The sequence below is a fragment of the Mesobacillus jeotgali genome, assembly GCF_900166585.1.
Lineage (GTDB): Bacteria > Bacillota > Bacilli > Bacillales > Cytobacillaceae > Mesobacillus > Mesobacillus jeotgali_A.
In genome coordinates this window covers 1,850,342-1,867,378 of sequence record NZ_FVZC01000009.1, presented here as the reverse complement: position 1 = coordinate 1,867,378, position 17,037 = coordinate 1,850,342, and the positions used below count along the sequence as shown (strand labels likewise).

Annotated in this window: 20 protein-coding genes; 19 read left to right on the top strand and 1 reads right to left on the bottom strand. The window is 41.7% G+C overall.

Going from position 1 to position 17,037, the window contains the following annotated elements; all coding sequences use genetic code 11:
- The first annotated feature begins 141 nt into the window (after positions 1-141).
- The 8 genes from sleB (at position 142) to fni (ending at position 7,237) form a co-directional block, all read left to right on the top strand.
- Complete coding sequence (sleB, locus tag B5X77_RS19470) at positions 142-888, top strand: spore cortex-lytic enzyme (RefSeq protein ID WP_257391900.1); 747 nt, start codon at positions 142-144, stop codon at positions 886-888.
- Between the two features lie 12 nt (positions 889-900).
- Positions 901-2,250 (top strand): germination protein YpeB, encoded by a 1,350-nt coding sequence (ypeB, locus tag B5X77_RS19465; RefSeq protein WP_079509576.1) that lies wholly within the window; start codon positions 901-903, stop codon positions 2,248-2,250.
- A 290-nt stretch (positions 2,251-2,540) separates the two neighbouring features.
- On the top strand, positions 2,541-3,200 hold the full coding sequence (locus B5X77_RS19460) for a flagellar brake protein (protein WP_079509575.1): 660 nt from the start codon (positions 2,541-2,543) through the stop codon (positions 3,198-3,200).
- 66 nt (positions 3,201-3,266) lie between these two features.
- Positions 3,267-3,449, top strand: coding sequence for a YpfB family protein (locus B5X77_RS19455; RefSeq protein ID WP_079509574.1), 183 nt, complete (start codon positions 3,267-3,269; stop codon positions 3,447-3,449).
- A 162-nt stretch (positions 3,450-3,611) separates the two neighbouring features.
- Positions 3,612-4,286 carry a (d)CMP kinase gene (cmk, locus tag B5X77_RS19450; RefSeq protein WP_079509573.1) on the top strand — a complete coding sequence of 225 codons (675 nt, stop codon included), beginning with the start codon at positions 3,612-3,614 and terminating at the stop codon, positions 4,284-4,286.
- A 2-nt stretch (positions 4,287-4,288) separates the two neighbouring features.
- Positions 4,289-4,870 carry a lysophospholipid acyltransferase family protein gene (locus B5X77_RS19445; protein WP_079510314.1) on the top strand — a complete coding sequence of 194 codons (582 nt, stop codon included), beginning with the start codon at positions 4,289-4,291 and terminating at the stop codon, positions 4,868-4,870.
- A gap of 156 nt (positions 4,871-5,026) precedes the next feature.
- A complete protein-coding gene (rpsA, locus tag B5X77_RS19440) occupies positions 5,027-6,166 on the top strand; it encodes a 30S ribosomal protein S1 (RefSeq protein ID WP_079509572.1) in 1,140 nt (379 codons plus the stop codon).
- A gap of 12 nt (positions 6,167-6,178) precedes the next feature.
- Positions 6,179-7,237, top strand: coding sequence for a type 2 isopentenyl-diphosphate Delta-isomerase (fni, locus tag B5X77_RS19435; RefSeq protein WP_079509571.1), 1,059 nt, complete (start codon positions 6,179-6,181; stop codon positions 7,235-7,237).
- 86 nt (positions 7,238-7,323) lie between these two features.
- Here the strand turns inward: fni and B5X77_RS19430 are convergent, their stop codons facing one another.
- Entirely contained in the window at positions 7,324-7,467 is a 144-nt protein-coding gene (locus tag B5X77_RS19430) for a YpzI family protein (RefSeq protein ID WP_079509570.1), read from the bottom strand.
- Between the two features lie 209 nt (positions 7,468-7,676).
- Here B5X77_RS19430 and B5X77_RS19425 point away from each other — a divergent pair, with 209 nt between their 5' ends.
- From B5X77_RS19425 to mtrB, 11 genes are all read left to right on the top strand, one after another.
- Positions 7,677-8,288: a YphA family membrane protein gene (locus B5X77_RS19425; RefSeq protein WP_079509569.1), complete on the top strand. Its 612-nt coding sequence runs from the start codon at positions 7,677-7,679 to the stop codon at positions 8,286-8,288.
- Positions 8,285-9,178 carry a YIEGIA family protein gene (locus B5X77_RS19420; RefSeq protein ID WP_079509568.1) on the top strand — a complete coding sequence of 298 codons (894 nt, stop codon included), beginning with the start codon at positions 8,285-8,287 and terminating at the stop codon, positions 9,176-9,178. The genes B5X77_RS19425 and B5X77_RS19420 overlap by 4 nt, the downstream gene beginning before the upstream one ends.
- A complete protein-coding gene (locus B5X77_RS19415) occupies positions 9,175-9,360 on the top strand; it encodes a capping complex subunit for YIEGIA (protein ID WP_079509567.1) in 186 nt (61 codons plus the stop codon). The genes B5X77_RS19420 and B5X77_RS19415 overlap by 4 nt, the downstream gene beginning before the upstream one ends.
- Before the next feature lie 219 nt (positions 9,361-9,579).
- A complete protein-coding gene (der, locus tag B5X77_RS19410; RefSeq protein ID WP_079509566.1) occupies positions 9,580-10,890 on the top strand; it encodes a ribosome biogenesis GTPase Der in 1,311 nt (436 codons plus the stop codon).
- A 21-nt stretch (positions 10,891-10,911) separates the two neighbouring features.
- Positions 10,912-11,958, top strand: a complete 1,047-nt coding sequence (locus B5X77_RS19405; RefSeq protein WP_079509565.1) for an NAD(P)H-dependent glycerol-3-phosphate dehydrogenase — start codon at positions 10,912-10,914, stop codon at positions 11,956-11,958.
- Between the two features lie 264 nt (positions 11,959-12,222).
- Positions 12,223-12,423, top strand: a complete 201-nt coding sequence (locus B5X77_RS19400) for a DUF2768 domain-containing protein (protein ID WP_079509564.1) — start codon at positions 12,223-12,225, stop codon at positions 12,421-12,423.
- A gap of 28 nt (positions 12,424-12,451) precedes the next feature.
- Positions 12,452-13,171, top strand: coding sequence for a hypothetical protein (locus B5X77_RS19395; protein WP_079509563.1), 720 nt, complete (start codon positions 12,452-12,454; stop codon positions 13,169-13,171).
- A gap of 424 nt (positions 13,172-13,595) precedes the next feature.
- Positions 13,596-15,074, top strand: coding sequence for a stage IV sporulation protein A (spoIVA, locus tag B5X77_RS19390; protein ID WP_079509562.1), 1,479 nt, complete (start codon positions 13,596-13,598; stop codon positions 15,072-15,074).
- Positions 15,075-15,566: 492 nt separating this feature from the next.
- Positions 15,567-15,839 (top strand): HU family DNA-binding protein, encoded by a 273-nt coding sequence (locus B5X77_RS19385; protein WP_079509561.1) that lies wholly within the window; start codon positions 15,567-15,569, stop codon positions 15,837-15,839.
- A gap of 188 nt (positions 15,840-16,027) precedes the next feature.
- A complete protein-coding gene (gene folE, locus B5X77_RS19380; protein ID WP_079509560.1) occupies positions 16,028-16,594 on the top strand; it encodes a GTP cyclohydrolase I FolE in 567 nt (188 codons plus the stop codon).
- A 165-nt stretch (positions 16,595-16,759) separates the two neighbouring features.
- Positions 16,760-16,993 carry a trp RNA-binding attenuation protein MtrB gene (gene mtrB / locus B5X77_RS19375; RefSeq protein ID WP_079509559.1) on the top strand — a complete coding sequence of 78 codons (234 nt, stop codon included), beginning with the start codon at positions 16,760-16,762 and terminating at the stop codon, positions 16,991-16,993.
- The last annotated feature ends 44 nt before the right edge of the window (positions 16,994-17,037 follow it).

Here is a 17,037-nt window from a genome sequence, read left to right as displayed (position 1 = left end):
CTCTTCTTTTATAAAAAATGGAGGGTTTTTTTGTTTTGTGGAATAAAAGTCATCTCTTAACAAAAAATAGGAGTAATCTTTTTAGTTCACATCTTTGGGGGTTGGCAATCAATGAAGAAATATCGGTCTATCTTGAAGGTGATGGCCGCGATGGCTTTAATCATGACGTTAGTGCAATTTAGTGAAGTCGATCAGCGGGCAGAAGCGTTTACGAGCCAGGTGCTGCAGCAGGGAGCAGTAGGAGAGGATGTGATTGAACTACAATCACGACTTAAGCATATTGGTTTTTATAATGGCAAAATCGACGGAGTTTTTGGATGGGGAACCTATTGGGCTCTTCGGAATTTCCAATATGAGTTTGGTATGAAGGTCGATGGAATTGCCGGATGGCAGACAAAGATAAAGCTCGCGAATGCGACACCTAATGCCAAAATCGCCTGGGGTGGCGAATCTGCAGGCGGAGGTAAAACTGGCGGAGGAGGCGGACAGGCACCACCCAAGACGGCAGCAGCAACTAACACACCGAACGGATTTTCACAGAATGATATACAGCTCATGGCTAATGCGGTCTATGGGGAAGCGAGAGGCGAACCATATACAGGGCAGGTTGCGGTAGCTGCTGTCATTTTGAATCGTTTGGACAGTGCAACATTTCCGAATACGATTTCGGGTGTCATTTTTGAACCGCGGGCATTTACCGCTGTGGCTGACGGACAGATCTGGCTGACGCCAAATGAGACTGCAAAAAAAGCTGTCCTTGATGCGATCAATGGATGGGACCCAACCGGAAATGCTTTGTATTATTTCAATCCCGATACTGCGACCAGTGCCTGGATATGGGGCCGCCCGCAAATCAAGAAGATTGGAAAACATATTTTTTGTAAATAGGGGTGAGTTGAATTGCTAAGAGGAATAGCCATTGCAATCCTTGTCATTGGTATTGCCGGAACGGCGTATTGGGGTTATCAGGAGCATAGAGAAAAAACAGCGGTGCTGATAAATGCTGAAAATAATTATCAGAGAGCATTCCATGATTTAACGTATCAAATCGACATATTGAACGATAAAATTGGCACAACACTTGCAATGAATTCGAGAAGTTCCTTGTCGCCTCAGCTGGCAGAAGTCTGGAAAATCACTTCGCAGGCACATACGGACGTTGGACAGCTTCCGTTAACACTTTTGCCATTCAACAAAACCGAAGAGTTCTTAGCGAATATAGGGAACTTCAGTTATAAAACAGCAGTGCGTGACCTCGACAAAGAACCATTAACAGATAAAGAATATGCAACCTTAAAGACTCTATACGAACAGTCAGGTGAAATTCAACAGGACTTGAGGGAAGTGCAGCACATGGTCCTGGAAAATAATCTTCGCTGGATGGATGTAGAGCTTGCCCTTGCTACTGAAAAAGGACAGAACGATAATACAATCATCGATGGATTCAAGACAGTCGAAAAGACAGTAGAGGGGTACTCGGAAACTGATTTTGGCCCAGCACAGATTAATCTTCAGAAAAAAGATGAAAACTTTAAAAAGCTTCCGGGTAAGAAAATTTCCAAAGAAGAAGCCGTAAAGATCACCAGGAAATATGCTCCTGTAGGAAATGCAGGTGAAGTGAAGGTTACCGAAAATGGAAAAGGTTCGGATTATGGGTTTTACAGCATCTCTATTGAAAATAGAAAGACAAGGCTTGAGGCAAATATGGATATTACTAAAAAAGGCGGATATCCAATCTGGTTCCTGCTCAATCGTGATGTGAAAAAAACCACATTAGGTTTGAATGATGCTTCTAACAAAGCAGTCGCATTTCTAAAGGAGCACAACTTTCAAAACCTCGATCTTTTTGAAAGTGCTCAGTATGATAATATTGGTGTTTTCACCTTCGTTGGTACACAGGACGATGTAAGAATCTATCCTGACTCAATCAATATGAAGGTAGCATTGGATAACGGCGATGTCATTGGCTTTTCTGCGGAGGATTATTTAAAATCCCATAAAACCAGGGAAATTCCACAACCTGGGATCACAAATGAAGAAGCGAAAAAGAAGGTCAATCCAAATCTTAAAATTATGGATGAAAAAAAGGCAATCATCCTGAACGATCTCAACGAAGAAGTATTGTGCTATGAATTCACTGGAACACTCGGAAATGATACATTCAGGATCTACATTAACGCAGAAGATGGTTCGGAAGAAAAAGTAGAGAAACTTCATAATGCAGAACCAGTGTATGAGGACGTGGTCTAGGGAAAGCGAAGTGCTTTCCCTTTTTTGTTATTCTTCCTTATGTAAAAATAATCCAATAAAGGACTATTGCACCATCTTAACCTGGCATGTCATAATAAATATAAAAGATATACTTGGAACAATGGCTGTTTCTCTAAAGATTGCTGCTTAATGAGTCGATAATCCAACTGGGATCTGGCTCTTTTCGTTTGGAGAATTATGATCTGAAATGACGTTAATACGAGGAAATTATTTCTTGAAAAATCGTAAATAAATAACAGCCAGACAGAATGTGGGGAAGTGGATTAGCTATGATAAAAATCGGTGACAACATAATCCTTGAACATAAGTATTCCGACAGTTTTGAGCAATATAAATGTAAGCTTGTTGAACGCAAAGGAAATGACCTGTACATTGATTATCCTGTAAATTTGAAAACGAACAGAACAGTATTCCTGCTTGAAGGTACGCCATTGAAAGCCAATTTTGTTACTGAATCAGGTTCACATTATTCCTTTACAACTGAAGTCAAAGGCAGGATCAAACTTAACATCCCAATGGTGATTCTCTCTTATCCGGGAAAGGACCATCTCATCAAGATCCAAAGAAGGCAATACGTTCGGGTGGAAACTTCAGTTGATGTAGCCGTACATTCTGCAAAAGGTGAATTTGCTCCTTTTACAACCGTTACCGATGATATCAGTGCGGGAGGAGCAGCGCTTTTAATCGACAAAAAAAGCAACTTGAAGCAGAATATGGAAGTGGAGTGCTGGTTTGTCCTTCCGATGCAAAATGGAGAATATGAGTACCGGAAGTTCCTAGGAAAGGTTGTCCGGATTATTGAAGGCCAAACCCATATGAACAAGGCCTCTGTCCAATTTTTTGACTCCTCTGGCACTGATAGGCAAATGCTCCTAAGATTCTGTTTTGAAAGACAGCTCGAAATGAAGAAAAAAGGACTGCCGGTTTAATATGGAATAAATACACCCGTTTGCTCCAATACTAGAATATAAGTTTTTATATAGGAGCAAATAAAGATGAAAACATTTGAAAGAATTTTAATTAAAATCGCTATCATTCAATTGATCTTTCTCGTCATTGCACAGATATTTTTCCATAGGCTCGATGCTTTCCCTGAACTAAAACAAATCACCCAATACGAGGGTGTAACAGACAATAACCATTCAGAAGTCCTGAGGTCTATCCAAGGCAAAGAATAAGCAGGTGAGCAGCCTGCTTATTTTTATGTGTTTATGGCACATAAGTCAGAATAAGTTTTTAAAAGTGCCTTAAAAAAGAGTCATGATGGACGAGGATTATACGATTTTTGTGTTAAAATATAAGAGATTATAATTGAACAACAAGGAATACCAGGAGGAAATATGAATACACGAATTTCAATTGCCATAGATGGCCCTGCAGCAGCAGGTAAAAGTACGGTCGCTAAAATAGTGGCTGAAAAACTTACTTATGTTTACATCGATACAGGTGCAATGTACAGGGCGCTCACATACAAGGCTTTAAATAAAGGTGCGAGTCTGGATAACGAAGCCGAATTGATTGATATTCTAAATGAGACATCCATAGAACTTCAACCCGGAGAAAAAGGCCAAAAAGTTTTGCTTGATGGAGTCGAGGTTACCAATGACATAAGAACCGCTGAGGTCACCAACCAGGTTTCTTATGTAGCCGTCCACGAACTTGTCAGGAAAGAAATGGTCAAGCGCCAACAGGAGTTTGCAAAAGATGGCGGGGTAGTAATGGACGGAAGGGATATCGGCACCCATGTACTGCCAAATGCAGAGGTAAAAATCTTCTTGCTTGCCAGTGTAGAGGAGAGGGCGCAGCGCAGACATGCCGAAAATATTCAGAAGGGCTTCCCTTCAGACCTTGAAAAGCTGAAAGAAGAAATAGCGGCACGTGACAAAATCGATTCGGAACGTGAAGTTGCTCCATTGAAAAAGGCAGAAGATGCAGTAGAAATAGATACAACATCGCTCTCGATTTCAGATGTTGTCGAAAAAATAATGGAATTGGCGCTTGAAAGGATCGGATGAAAGTGACGGTTTATTCGTTTGCAAGATCTTTAGTGAATGCAGTCTTAAAACCAGTATATCGAATCGAGGTAATTGGCAGGGAGAATATCCCAGCAGATGGCGGTGTATTGTTATGTTCCAACCACATCGACAATCTTGATCCGCCAGTTGTGGGCATTACCGCTCCCCGCCCTGTCCATTTCATGGCAAAAGAGGAACTATTCTCTGTTCCTGTACTTGGGAAAATTGTTCCGCACTTAAATGCCTTTCCTGTAAAGAGGGGAATGAGCGACAGGGAAGCATTACGAAAAGGTCTAGGAATTTTAAAGGATGGAAAGGTTTTAGGTCTGTTTCCAGAGGGAACAAGAAGCAAGACAGGGGAAATGGGTAAAGGTCTTGCAGGAGCAGGGTTCTTTGCTCTTCGATCCAATGCCTATGTTGTTCCTTGTGCGATCATAGGTCCATACAAAGCATTCAAGACATTGAAGGTGGTATATGGAGAGCCGATTGATATGGAATCGATTAAAGAAAATAAGTTAAATGCAGAACAGACAACTGACTTGATCATGGGTGAAATACAGAAACTGATTACAAAATATAAGTAATGTTTCTTGCTTGACAAAAATGTCTGTTTGTAAGAAGTTTATAAGAAGAGATATTTTTAGAATTTTCACTTAGTGGCTAAATTATGGTGTTTTTTAAGTGGCTTTCTGCCACAAAGCATATATTTTGCAGCAGTCATGGATTAAGGAGGAGTACATATGTCAGAAGATATGAACCAAGTCGAAGTAAAAAATTTTGAGGCTGGCGATCGTGTAAAAGGCCAGGTAACCAAGGTGGAAGAAAAGCAAGTTTTAGTAGATATCGAAGGTAGCAAACTTGATGGAATCATTCCAATCAGCGAACTGTCAAGCCTTCATGTTGAAAAAGCAGAAGATGCAGTTTCGGTCGGTGATGAACTAGAACTGGAAGTGCAAAAGGTTGAAGAGGAAGCGTTAATCCTTTCAAAAAGAAAAGTAGATGCCGAAAAAGCATGGGAAGAGCTAAAGGGCAAGTTTGAAAGCGGAGAAGTTTTCGAGGCGGAAGTGAAAGATGTCGTAAAGGGCGGGCTGGTTGTAGATCTTGGTGTACGCGGCTTCGTTCCAGCATCATTGGTAGAATCACACTTTGTTGAGGATTTCTCTGACTACAAAGGCAGAACGCTCAGCTTCAAAATCGTGGAGCTGGATAAGGAGAAAAACCGTCTGATTCTTTCACATCGTGCTGTCGTAGAAGAAGAGCAAGGAAAGAAAAAACAGGACTTGCTAGCTTCAATTCAGTCAGGGCAGGTAATTGAAGGCACAGTTCAAAGGATTACTGACTTTGGGGCGTTCGTTGATATTGGCGGGGTAGATGGCCTTGTGCATATATCACAGCTATCCCACGAGCATGTAGAAAGACCATCTGATGTTGTCGAGGAAGGGCAGAAGGTCCAGGTTAAAGTTTTGAGCGTGGATCGTGACAATGAGCGTATCTCCCTTTCAATCAAAGAAACACTTCCTGGACCATGGGCGGATATTGATGAAAAGGCTCCTAAAGGCAGCACACTTGAAGGTACTGTAAAACGTTTAGTATCATACGGTGCATTCGTCGAAGTATTCCCGGGAGTAGAAGGTCTGGTGCATATATCGCAGATTTCGCACAAACATATCGGTACACCGCATGAAGTCCTTCAGGAAGGGCAGAATGTAAAGGTGAAGGTACTTGATGTTAATAAAGAAGACCAGAGACTATCACTTAGCATGAAGGAGTTCGAGGAGAGAGAAAGCAATGAAGCTTTTGACTATGAACTTCCTGAAGAAACAAAAGGTTTCAGCCTGGGTGATATGATTGGAGACAAGCTTAAGAATCTTAAACAGTAATGGTGATAGATTGTGTCAAGATCAAAACGGAAATGGGACCATATTCAATATGCCCTCGAAACTGGCCAGAAGCGGCTAACCGGATTTGACGATATTAAGTTTGTAAACCAGAGCATGCCTGGATCTGATTTGGGTTCAGTAAAATTGCAGACTAAAATTGGCGAACTTTCTTTAAGTTCGCCAATTTTTATAAATGCAATGACAGGCGGCGGCGGGGAGCGAACTTTAAGAATCAACCGGGAACTGGCTGTTGCTGCAAGAGAGACCGGAGCAGCAATTGCTGTGGGTTCGCAAATGGCAGCGTTGAAGGACCCAGAAGAGCGAAGGACATATGAAATTGTCAGGAAAATGAATCCGGATGGAATCATTCTTGCTAATTTAGGCAGTGAAGCCACAATCGAGCAGGCTGAAGCTGCAATAGAAATGTTAAAAGCCGATGGTCTGCAAATACATCTAAATGTAGTACAGGAATTGACAATGCCTGAAGGAGACAGAAACTTCAGCGGTGCACTAATGAGAATCGCAGAAATTAATCAAGCTGTAGACATTCCTGTAATCGTCAAAGAGGTCGGGTTTGGCATAGGCGCAGAGACTGCAGCCAGGTTGTATGAACATGGAATTCGTTACGTAGATGTAGGCGGTTTTGGCGGGACCAATTTTGCAGAGATTGAAAATAAGCGGAGGGACCGATTGCTCACTTTCTTCGAGGACTGGGGAATCCCTACTGCAGCATCTGTCATTGAAGCAAAATCTGCTGTTCCAAGCCTATTCGTTATTTCTTCTGGAGGAATACAGACAAGCTTTGATATCGTTAAAGGAATTGCGGCAGGTGCCAATGCAACGGCAATGGCAGGAACTTTGCTGAAAATCTTGATGGAGCATGGAACAGAGGGCCTGATCAAGGAAATTGAATTACTAAAAGATGAGATGGCCATTATCATGACTGCATTAGGTGTACATACAATCGAAGAACTCCATAAAGTTCCTTTTGTCATTTCAGGTAATACGCATCACTGGCTTGATCAAAGAGGCATTGACACACGAGCATTTGCTAAAAGAAGAAATATCTAAAGTGAAATAGAAGACTCCCAGCTTTTGGCGGGGAGTCTTTTCTGTTATTAAAGCGATAGCGTATAAACCAAAGGTTTTATAATAATTTAGCTATACTTGCCGTCATTTAAAGATCGAGCTTCTTCAGGACTTTGCAATTTTGTGGCACCAGGATAGTGCAACGCCTGGTCGCGGTCAGACTCCACTCGTCCGCTATTTTTCAATTTCTTCTCCTGTCTATCTTTGCCCATTCTTACACCTCCTCTTTTAAGGGTTACTGCAGTGAATAATACTTGCATTCGTTAAACCCATAATCTTTTACATGACATCAATGATTACTCCATTTTTCTTCTGCAAAAAACATACTGCTTTTCTTAACATGGAACAGGTAAAAAATCTTATACAAAAAAGATTAAATTACATAACAGATTACCATAATGGAAATGATAGGAGGGGTAGAATGGAAGGGCTATACTTTTACTGGCTGGCCTGGATTGGGTGGATCTGGTTAACCTTCATAATGGATAAAAACGATCCTAACAGGTCAAGATGGGCTGTTTGTCTGTTGGCTGTCATTTTTGCTGCACCTTACACCGTTGATTTACTGTTTTTCGAGTGTCACTTATCTGTTTTTGCAATTGCCTTTTTCATTTTCTCAGAAACAAGGAAAAAAAGGACTGGTTCATTCCTGTATTTATTTTTAACATCATTCATCGTTATGCTTGCTTATACAAGTTTTCTGATGTTCGAATTATTTGACCCGGTCTGGGTATTGTTTGACCGGAAAATTATGCTGGGGGCTGCCGGTTTTTATTTAGCGATCTTGCTTCACAAAGATTATCATAACCGCATGTTGTCGTTGATAACAGGTTTTTTGCAGGGTGACATTTTATTTTCCGTTGTTTTATCGCAATTTAATTTTCCATATGCCGTTGCCTCCATGACCTTTATGGACATTACATTCATTTCTATGGGAATGCTGATCGCCTGGTCTGCTGTTGAATCAATCATAGCTGTCATGTCCAAAAGCACATTAAATGAAGCGGAAGGGGAGGAACAGAAGACTTCATGAATGAATACACATTACCAATTGTTTTTGGAATTGCGATCGGAACATTATCCAGGCTTCTGATGCTGCGGACCGATTATCGTCAATATCCTACATATCTGCATGGGAAAATCATTCACTTAGCTTTAGGGTTCATCGCTGCAGGACTTGGGACGGTTGCCGGGCCTGCAATCATGGAAGAGGAATTCACAGCGATCACCTTCTTGACCCTTGCCGCATCACAATTCAGGGAAGTCAGGAACATGGAGAGAAATACACTAACTGAACTTGACAGCTATGAACTTGTCTCGCGAGGGAAAACGTATATCGAGGGCATTGCAATTGCATTTGAAAGCCGTAATTACCTGGTGATCCTTACCTCACTTGTCAGCACACTGGCCTATCTGATTTTTAATATATGGGTTGGGTTGATTGCTGCTATATTGGCGATGCTGGTTTCTAAAATGTTAATGGCAGGAGGCAAATTGAAGGATATTGTTGATATTGAATATATCGAGCCCAGGTTTGATGGAGCAGGACTGTATGTGGATAATATCTATATTATGAACATCGGTCTCCCGGAAAGACAGAAAGAAGTACTCCGGTATGGAATGGGTTTTATTTTAAAACCCAAGAACATGAATGCACGTTCCACAATAGCCAACCTTGGCCAGCGGCAGGCGGTGCTGCACGACTTGTCAACCGCGCTGGGTGTTTACAGGGATTCCGGGACGCCGGCACTCGTACCGCTTGCAAAGAGAGATCTGGACGATGGGAGAGTTGGAGTATTTGTTCTGCCTCAGGAACGGGATATTGAAAGGGCGATAACCGTAATCGGTGATGTGCCGACATTGGAGAACGCAATCAGGATGCCTTCTGAGAAAAAGAAAAATGAAGGGAGTGGTGTCCAATGATGCTAGAGAAATTTGTCCTTGCTGCCATCACGACCAATCCCAAAAAAATCCCTTCAGGAACAGCCGTTTTCCACTGCGATTCAAAGGAAGAAATGGAGCGGGTTGCAGCAAACCTGGAAGCGATCCTCGATGGAATCGCCCATTTGCTGACTGAGGATCTGTATATTATTGTGAAACATTGACAAGAAATGTTTTCATTGCCTGTTTACGGCATCTTTTGATAAACTGATTAAGCCAGACCCTTCTGTTTAACAAGAAGGGTTTATTTTATAAATGTCATCTATTTAATCAAACAATAAGGATGGCATTAAATTAATGATGAAAACTATAGATGTTGAGTTTGGCATTGTTATGGCCAGGTTATTGACCTGCATGAATAGAATATTGAAAGGGTGATGTTCATGACGAAACCAGTGGTAGCTATCGTTGGGCGTCCGAATGTCGGCAAGTCTACGATTTTTAATCGAATCGTTGGTGAACGTATTTCGATCGTTGAAGATATTCCTGGAGTAACGAGGGATCGTATATACAGTTCAGCTGAATGGCTGACACATGATTTTAACATTATTGATACTGGCGGAATTGATTTGGGGGACGAGCCATTTTTAGATCAGATCCGCCAACAGGCAGAAATAGCAATTGATGAGGCTGATGTGATCATTTTCCTTGTCAACGGCAGAGAGGGTGTCACTTCTGCTGACGAAGAAGTGGCGAAGATTCTTTATCGCTCGAACAAACCTGTTGTCCTCGCAGTCAATAAAATCGACAATCCTGAAATGAGGGACATGATTTACGACTTTTACGCCCTGGGATTTGGGGAACCTTTCCCGATTTCCGGTTCCCATGGACTTGGACTTGGAGATCTGCTGGATGAAGCGGCAAAACATTTTCCAAAGGCCAAGGAAGACGAGTATGATAAAGATGCAATTAAGTTTTCCCTTATCGGCAGGCCAAACGTAGGCAAATCTTCATTAGTAAACGCGATTCTCGGTGAAGACCGTGTCATTGTCAGTGATATTGCGGGTACGACACGCGACGCAATCGATTCGCAAGTCACCTATGACGGACAAAAATATGTCATTATCGATACTGCCGGGATGCGAAAAAAGGGAAAAGTATATGAAACGACCGAAAAGTATAGTGTTTTGAGGGCTTTAAGAGCGATCGAACGATCCGATGTTGTCCTTATCGTCATTAATGCCGAGGAAGGCATCATTGAGCAGGATAAACACATCGCCGGATATGCAGAGGAAGCGGGACGTGCGGTCATTATCGTCGTGAACAAATGGGATGCAATTGAAAAAGATGAGAAGACAATGAAGGAATTCGAGGAGAAAATCCGTGCGCATTTCCAATTCTTAAGCTATGCTCCAATTGTGTTCCTTTCAGCAAAAACAAAGAAGCGAATCCATACATTAATGCCAATGATCGATATGGCAAGTGAGAACCATGCTATGAGAGTGCAGACCAACATCCTTAATGAGGTCATAATGGATGCTGTAGCAATGAATCCAACTCCTACAGACAAAGGGAAGAGGCTTAAGATTTATTATGCAACGCAGGTTTCTGTAAAGCCGCCTACTTTTGTTGTCTTTGTTAATGAACCTGAGTTACTTCATTTTTCTTATGAGCGTTTCCTTGAAAACCGGATCAGGGATGCCTTTGATTTTACTGGGACACCGATCAAGATTTTTGCAAGACAAAGAAAATAATATATAAAGGTTGTGGTTTTAATGGAAAGGAAGAGAGAGAAAGTTGCTGTTCTAGGTGCTGGAAGCTGGGGAACAGCTTTGGCCATGGTCCTTGCAGACAATGGACATGAGGTTCGGTTATGGGGGCATAATCCCGCACAGATTGATGAAATCAATCAAAGCCATACCAACAAAAAATATCTTCCTGAAATTATGCTGCCTTCAACCATCATAGGATATTCTTCACTTCAAGAGGCATTGGACGGAATAAAAACGGTGATTATGGCAGTGCCAACAAAAGCCATTCGCGAAGTAATCAGGAAAATGACAGAGCTGGCTGCTGAACCTAGGGTCATTGTCCATGTCAGCAAGGGGATTGAGCCTGATTCCCTGCTCCGTATTTCCGAAATGATTGAAGAAGAAATGCCTGCTGAGCTTCTGGAAAGCGTTGTGGTCCTGTCTGGTCCAAGCCATGCCGAAGAAGTGAGTTTGCGTCACCCAACCACAGTCACTGTCTCTTCTAAAGATATGGATGATGCTGAAAAAGTCCAGGACTTGTTCATTAATAATAACTTCAGGGTCTATACTAACCAGGACTTAATTGGCGTCGAGATTGGCGGCGCACTTAAAAATATCATCGCCCTGGCTGCCGGCATTTCTGATGGGCTTGGCTATGGAGATAATGCTAAGGCCGCCCTGATAACCAGGGGGCTTGCCGAAATAGCACGACTTGGTGTGAAAATGGGAGCCAGCCCTCTGACTTTTTCAGGACTTACGGGGATCGGGGATTTAATTGTTACCTGTACTAGCGTCCATTCCCGAAACTGGCGTGCTGGCAACATGCTTGGCAAAGGACAGAACCTTGATGAGGTTCTTGAGAATATGGGAATGGTTGTTGAAGGAGTTCGGACGACCAAAGCAGCGTATCAGCTTGCACAAAAATATGAAGTCAAGATGCCAATTACCAATGCGTTGTATAATGTTTTATTCAACGGTGTTAACCCAAAGGATGCGGTTGACGGACTGATGTCCCGTGAAAAAACCCATGAGATGGAAGATTTGGCTGACATTCTCGGAGGACGAAACTAAGGAAATGAAAATTTTCTTAGGAAAATTGCTGGGAATATAGGCATTCGAGGATGCGATTCGAGTGATGTCTGCATAAGATGCAACGAAGCAAACTGGTGGTTTGAACTGGGTGATAGGGTATTTAGTCAATGTAGGCTGAAGTAAAGTTGTCCGCCCCTTCTTTACTTCAGCTTTTTTTTGTGTATACGGGGAAGCACTGAGATAAATTTGCAACAGAATTTGCAGATTGTGATATAATACTTTCGGAAAAGGGAGGGGTTCAGTTTGTCACCCGCATTATTGAAGATGTATATTTCTTTTGTTGGCATGGGCAGTATGATTTTGTCCCTGGTAGCAATTTATCTAAGCCGTTATAAGTTAAAAGGATTTTTCAAAATTGCCACGGCCATCATTGCATATATCCTAATGATCCTGGCAGGCCTGATTATCTTTTTTGTAGTTTTCAGCGGCCCGACGAGCGAATAAAATACATAGAATTAAAGGGTTGGGATCAATGAACAAAAGCCGATTTTATCTGCCGGTCATCATTATACTGCTTACTTTGACTGGCTGTATGTATCCGGAAGAAAAATTAGTGCAGAACCAGGTTCCTTATAAGGATCAGATTGACAGTGTACAGTCTGCTGTTGATCAGTATAAGGAAGCCAATACCGGATTGCTGCCAATCAAAACAAGAGATGCAGAAACGCCAATATATCAAAAGTATCCAATCGAGTTTAAGAAGATTGTTCCAAAGTTTATCGCCGAGCCGCCAGGGAACGCTTTTGAAAGCGGCGGTCTGTTTCAGTATGTCCTGGTGGATGCCGAAACAAATCCGACCGTAAAACTTATTGATTTGAGAATGGCAGATACAATCCGTGAAATCAAAATGAGGATTAAGGCCAATGGGTATCCTCCCTTCAAGGAACAAATAGCTGCAAATGTGTATACACTCGATTTTAAAAAGATTGGCTATAAAGAGGAACCAGTCGTTGTAAGCCCGTTCACAAACCAGAACCTGCATTTTGTTATTTCGACAGCTGGTGAAATCTATGTGGATTACCGCAGTGATCTCTACCAGGCTGTTAAATCAACAGAAAGAGAACTCAATGAAGGTGAGGATATCCGGGATATCCTAGTGGAGAACTCCATGTTCGTTCCGGCGTATTCTTTACCTTATACCATTAATAAAGAGACCAAAGAACCTGTCTTTTTACAAAGTGAAGAGGATTAATTATTTTTAATAATGTCCTGCTGCAGCGCCTAGCTCTCGAGTCGCTTGTCTAGCTGCGGCCTCTAACTTACGAGAAATTTCGACTCTGCCAATGAAGTAAATAACGTACCAAGGCGCTTCCGCTTTTCTTACAAAGTAGTCATAACCCTGCTTCTGCAAAATATATTGTAGAAGCAGGGTTTTTTTTCGTTAAAAAGATATCAATTGTTCTCATAAATGGGAATTAAGGCAATCTCTTTCTCTGGCTGTTTTTTGAGTTTCTTGAAGGAGAAATCAATAGTTGCCTTTGTAAATCAAAATTAAGGGGGTAAAAAAATAAAAAACTGTCATATCAATATAGGACAACGTCATAAATATATATTGTCCCAGATTACAAATTTGGATGAATTTATTCCCACTAACTCTATGATCGGGAGGGGATCACTTGGAAAAGGTAGATATTTTTAAGGATATTGCCGAGAGGACTGGCGGCGATATTTACCTGGGGGTTGTAGGTGCGGTACGCACTGGAAAATCCACTTTTATCAAAAAATTTATGGAGCTGGTGGTTTTACCTAATATCAATAATGAGGCTGATAGAGCCCGTGCGCTTGATGAGCTGCCGCAAAGTGCAGCAGGTAAAACAATTATGACAACTGAACCTAAATTCGTGCCTAACCAGGCAGCATCTGTACATGTGGATGATGGGCTGGATGTAAATATCAGGCTCGTGGATTGTGTGGGTTATACAGTTCCAGGAGCGAAAGGTTACGAGGACGAGAATGGGCCAAGAATGATCAATACACCTTGGTATGAAGAACCAATCCCTTTCCATGAGGCAGCTGAAATTGGAACAAGGAAGGTCATTCAGGAACACTCTACACTTGGTGTCGTCATTACCACGGATGGGACAATTGGGGAAATCCCGCGGCAGGATTACATTGAAGCAGAAGAAAGAGTAATTGAAGAACTCAAGGAAGTTGGCAAACCGTTTATCATGGTTGTGAACAGTGCACAGCCTTACCATCCCAATACAGAAACTTTGCGTGCCCAATTAGCGGACAAATATGATATCCCTGTACTGGCGATGAGTGTTGAAAGCATGCGCGAATCAGATGTTCTAAGTGTCATGAGGGAAGCCCTGTATGAATTCCCTGTGCTTGAAGTGAACGTCAACCTGCCAAGCTGGGTGATGGTACTTCGGGAAAACCACTGGCTGCGTGAGAGTTACCAGGAGGCTGTCAAAGACACAGTAAAGGACATCAAGAGGCTTCGTGATGTCGACAGGGTGGTACACCAATTCAGCGAGTTTGAATTCATTGACCGTGCGGGCCTTGCGGGCATTGAAATGGGCCAGGGGGTAGCTGAAATTGATCTTTATGCTCCAGATGACCTTTACGATGAAATTCTAAAGGAAATCGTCGGAGTTGAAATCCGGGGCAAGGACCACTTGCTGGAGCTGATGCAGGAATTCGCTTACGCAAAAACAGAATTCGACCAGATTTCGGATGCTCTCAAAATGGTTAAGCAGACAGGATATGGAATTGCTTCCCCTTCACTGACGGACATGAGCCTGGAAGAGCCTGAAATCATCCGGCAGGGTTCACGTTTCGGTGTTCGCTTAAGAGCGGTGGCTCCTTCCATTCATATGATTAAGGTGGATGTAGAGTCTGAATTCTCGCCAATTATCGGTACTGAGAAACAAAGCGAAGAACTCGTCCGCTATCTGATGCAGGATTTCGAGGATGATCCGCTTTCAATCTGGAATTCGGATATCTTTGGAAGAAGCCTAAGCTCCATCGTTAGAGAAGGCATCTCTGCTAAATTGAGCTTAATGCCTGAAAATGCTAGATATAAATTAAAAGAGACACTGGAAAGAATCATCAATGAAGGTTCTGGTGGATTAATCGCAATCATACTTTAATTGGACTCCTTTTTGGGAGTCTTTTTGTTTTATTCCTAAACTAGCTCCTTTTTAATTGTCAATATGAAAATAGTCTTCTAATATAATTTATTTTTTTGCTATATGAGAAAAGATGCCCTGAAAAGTAAGCTCAAAACAGGGTAGAAAGATATAAAATTTATTATTGCATGTTTATTACAGACCGCTAAGGGTAAGAAAAAAGGGTTAAGATATTACAATTATGTTTCAAAGAAGAAAAGATTCCCATTATTTCTTGAAATTATCTTGATAAGAGGAAAACATTATGATAATCTTTTAACAGAATTAGCGTTGTAGCTTACAAACCCTTATTTTACAGGGTTTCAAGCGATTTTAGATTTATTTATCATAGTTTTTCTGACAATGATAAATAAAATCTTCCAGCAACGTATAGAATTCATATGTTTTGTTTAGAAATGTAGTAAGATGCTTAATTTCTGAGCAATGGGATCTCTTTGGGAGGAGGTGAATGGCATGAACAAAACAGAACTTATCAATGCAGTTGCAGAAGCTGGTGAGCTTTCAAAGAAAGATGCAACAAAAGCAGTTGACGCTGTTTTTGATTCAATCTTAAATGCATTAAAAGATGGGGACAAAGTACAGTTGATCGGTTTTGGTAACTTCGAGGTTCGTGAGCGCGCTGCCCGTAAAGGACGCAACCCACAAACTGGTGATGAAATCGAAATCTCTGCAAGCAAGGTGCCTGCTTTCAAACCAGGTAAAGCGCTTAAGGATGCAGTGAAATAATTACATACGACGCACTGAGCGTATGCTAAACCAAAGGCCGCGACCCGTTCGCGGCCTTTTTTATTTGCTTAAACATTAAGTTTTGCCTGCTTCGATTTGGTTATGCTAAGATGAAAATATTATAATCAAATAGTTCAAGGACTATGCGGAATTATAATGAGATAGATGGACCATAGGAGGAAACGCAAATGTCAAACGTCAATCGTGCCCAAATCGAAGAAGCGGTGCGTTTAATATTAGAGGCAGTAGGTGAAGATCCGAACCGGGAAGGTTTGCTCGATACACCCAAGAGGGTTGCCAAAATGTATGAGGAAGTATTCGCTGGCTTGAACCAGGATCCAAAGGAATATTTCGAAACAATTTTTGGGGAGGACCACGAGGAACTCGTCCTTGTTAAGGATATCCCATTCTATTCCATGTGTGAGCATCATCTGGTTCCTTTCTTTGGCAAGGCACATGTGGCATATATTCCAAGAGGCGGAAAGGTTACCGGACTCAGCAAACTGGCCAGGGCAGTAGAAGCGGTAGCAAAACGCCCACAGCTCCAGGAGAGAATAACCTCTACAATAGCGAATGCGATCATGGAAAAACTGGATCCGCATGGTGTCATGGTCGTGGTCGAAGCTGAGCATATGTGCATGACTATGAGAGGGGTCAAAAAGCCTGGCTCTAAAACAGTTACTTCTGCTGTAAGAGGCACTCTTGCTGAAGATGTAAATGCTCGTGCTGAAATTCTCTCTTTAATCAAGGACTGATAGATTAAAGGATAGATTTTTTTAAATTAAAGGCTGTTTTCGTATTGACTAAACCCCATTAAATGATCTCGAAGGCTGAAAGGAACTCTTTTAGCCTTTTATTTTAGAATGAATGTTAATGTGATTCCAATCTCGTCATATTCTTTTTAAGGAAGGGGGATAATAATGGATAAGAGGCAACCCGTAAACACGGACTATGTTGTAATCAAGGCGATTGAAGATGGTGTAAATGTGATTGGGCTTACTAGAGGGACAGACACTCGCTTTCACCACTCTGAAAAGCTTGACCAGGGTGAAGTCATGATTGCTCAATTTACAGAGCATACTTCAGCCATTAAAATTAGAGGACATGCTAAGATTATTACGCCATTTGGTGAAATAGAGAGCGAGAAAAAGTAAATAGGTTTAAAATCAACTATTTTGTTACAAAAAACATGCTCAAT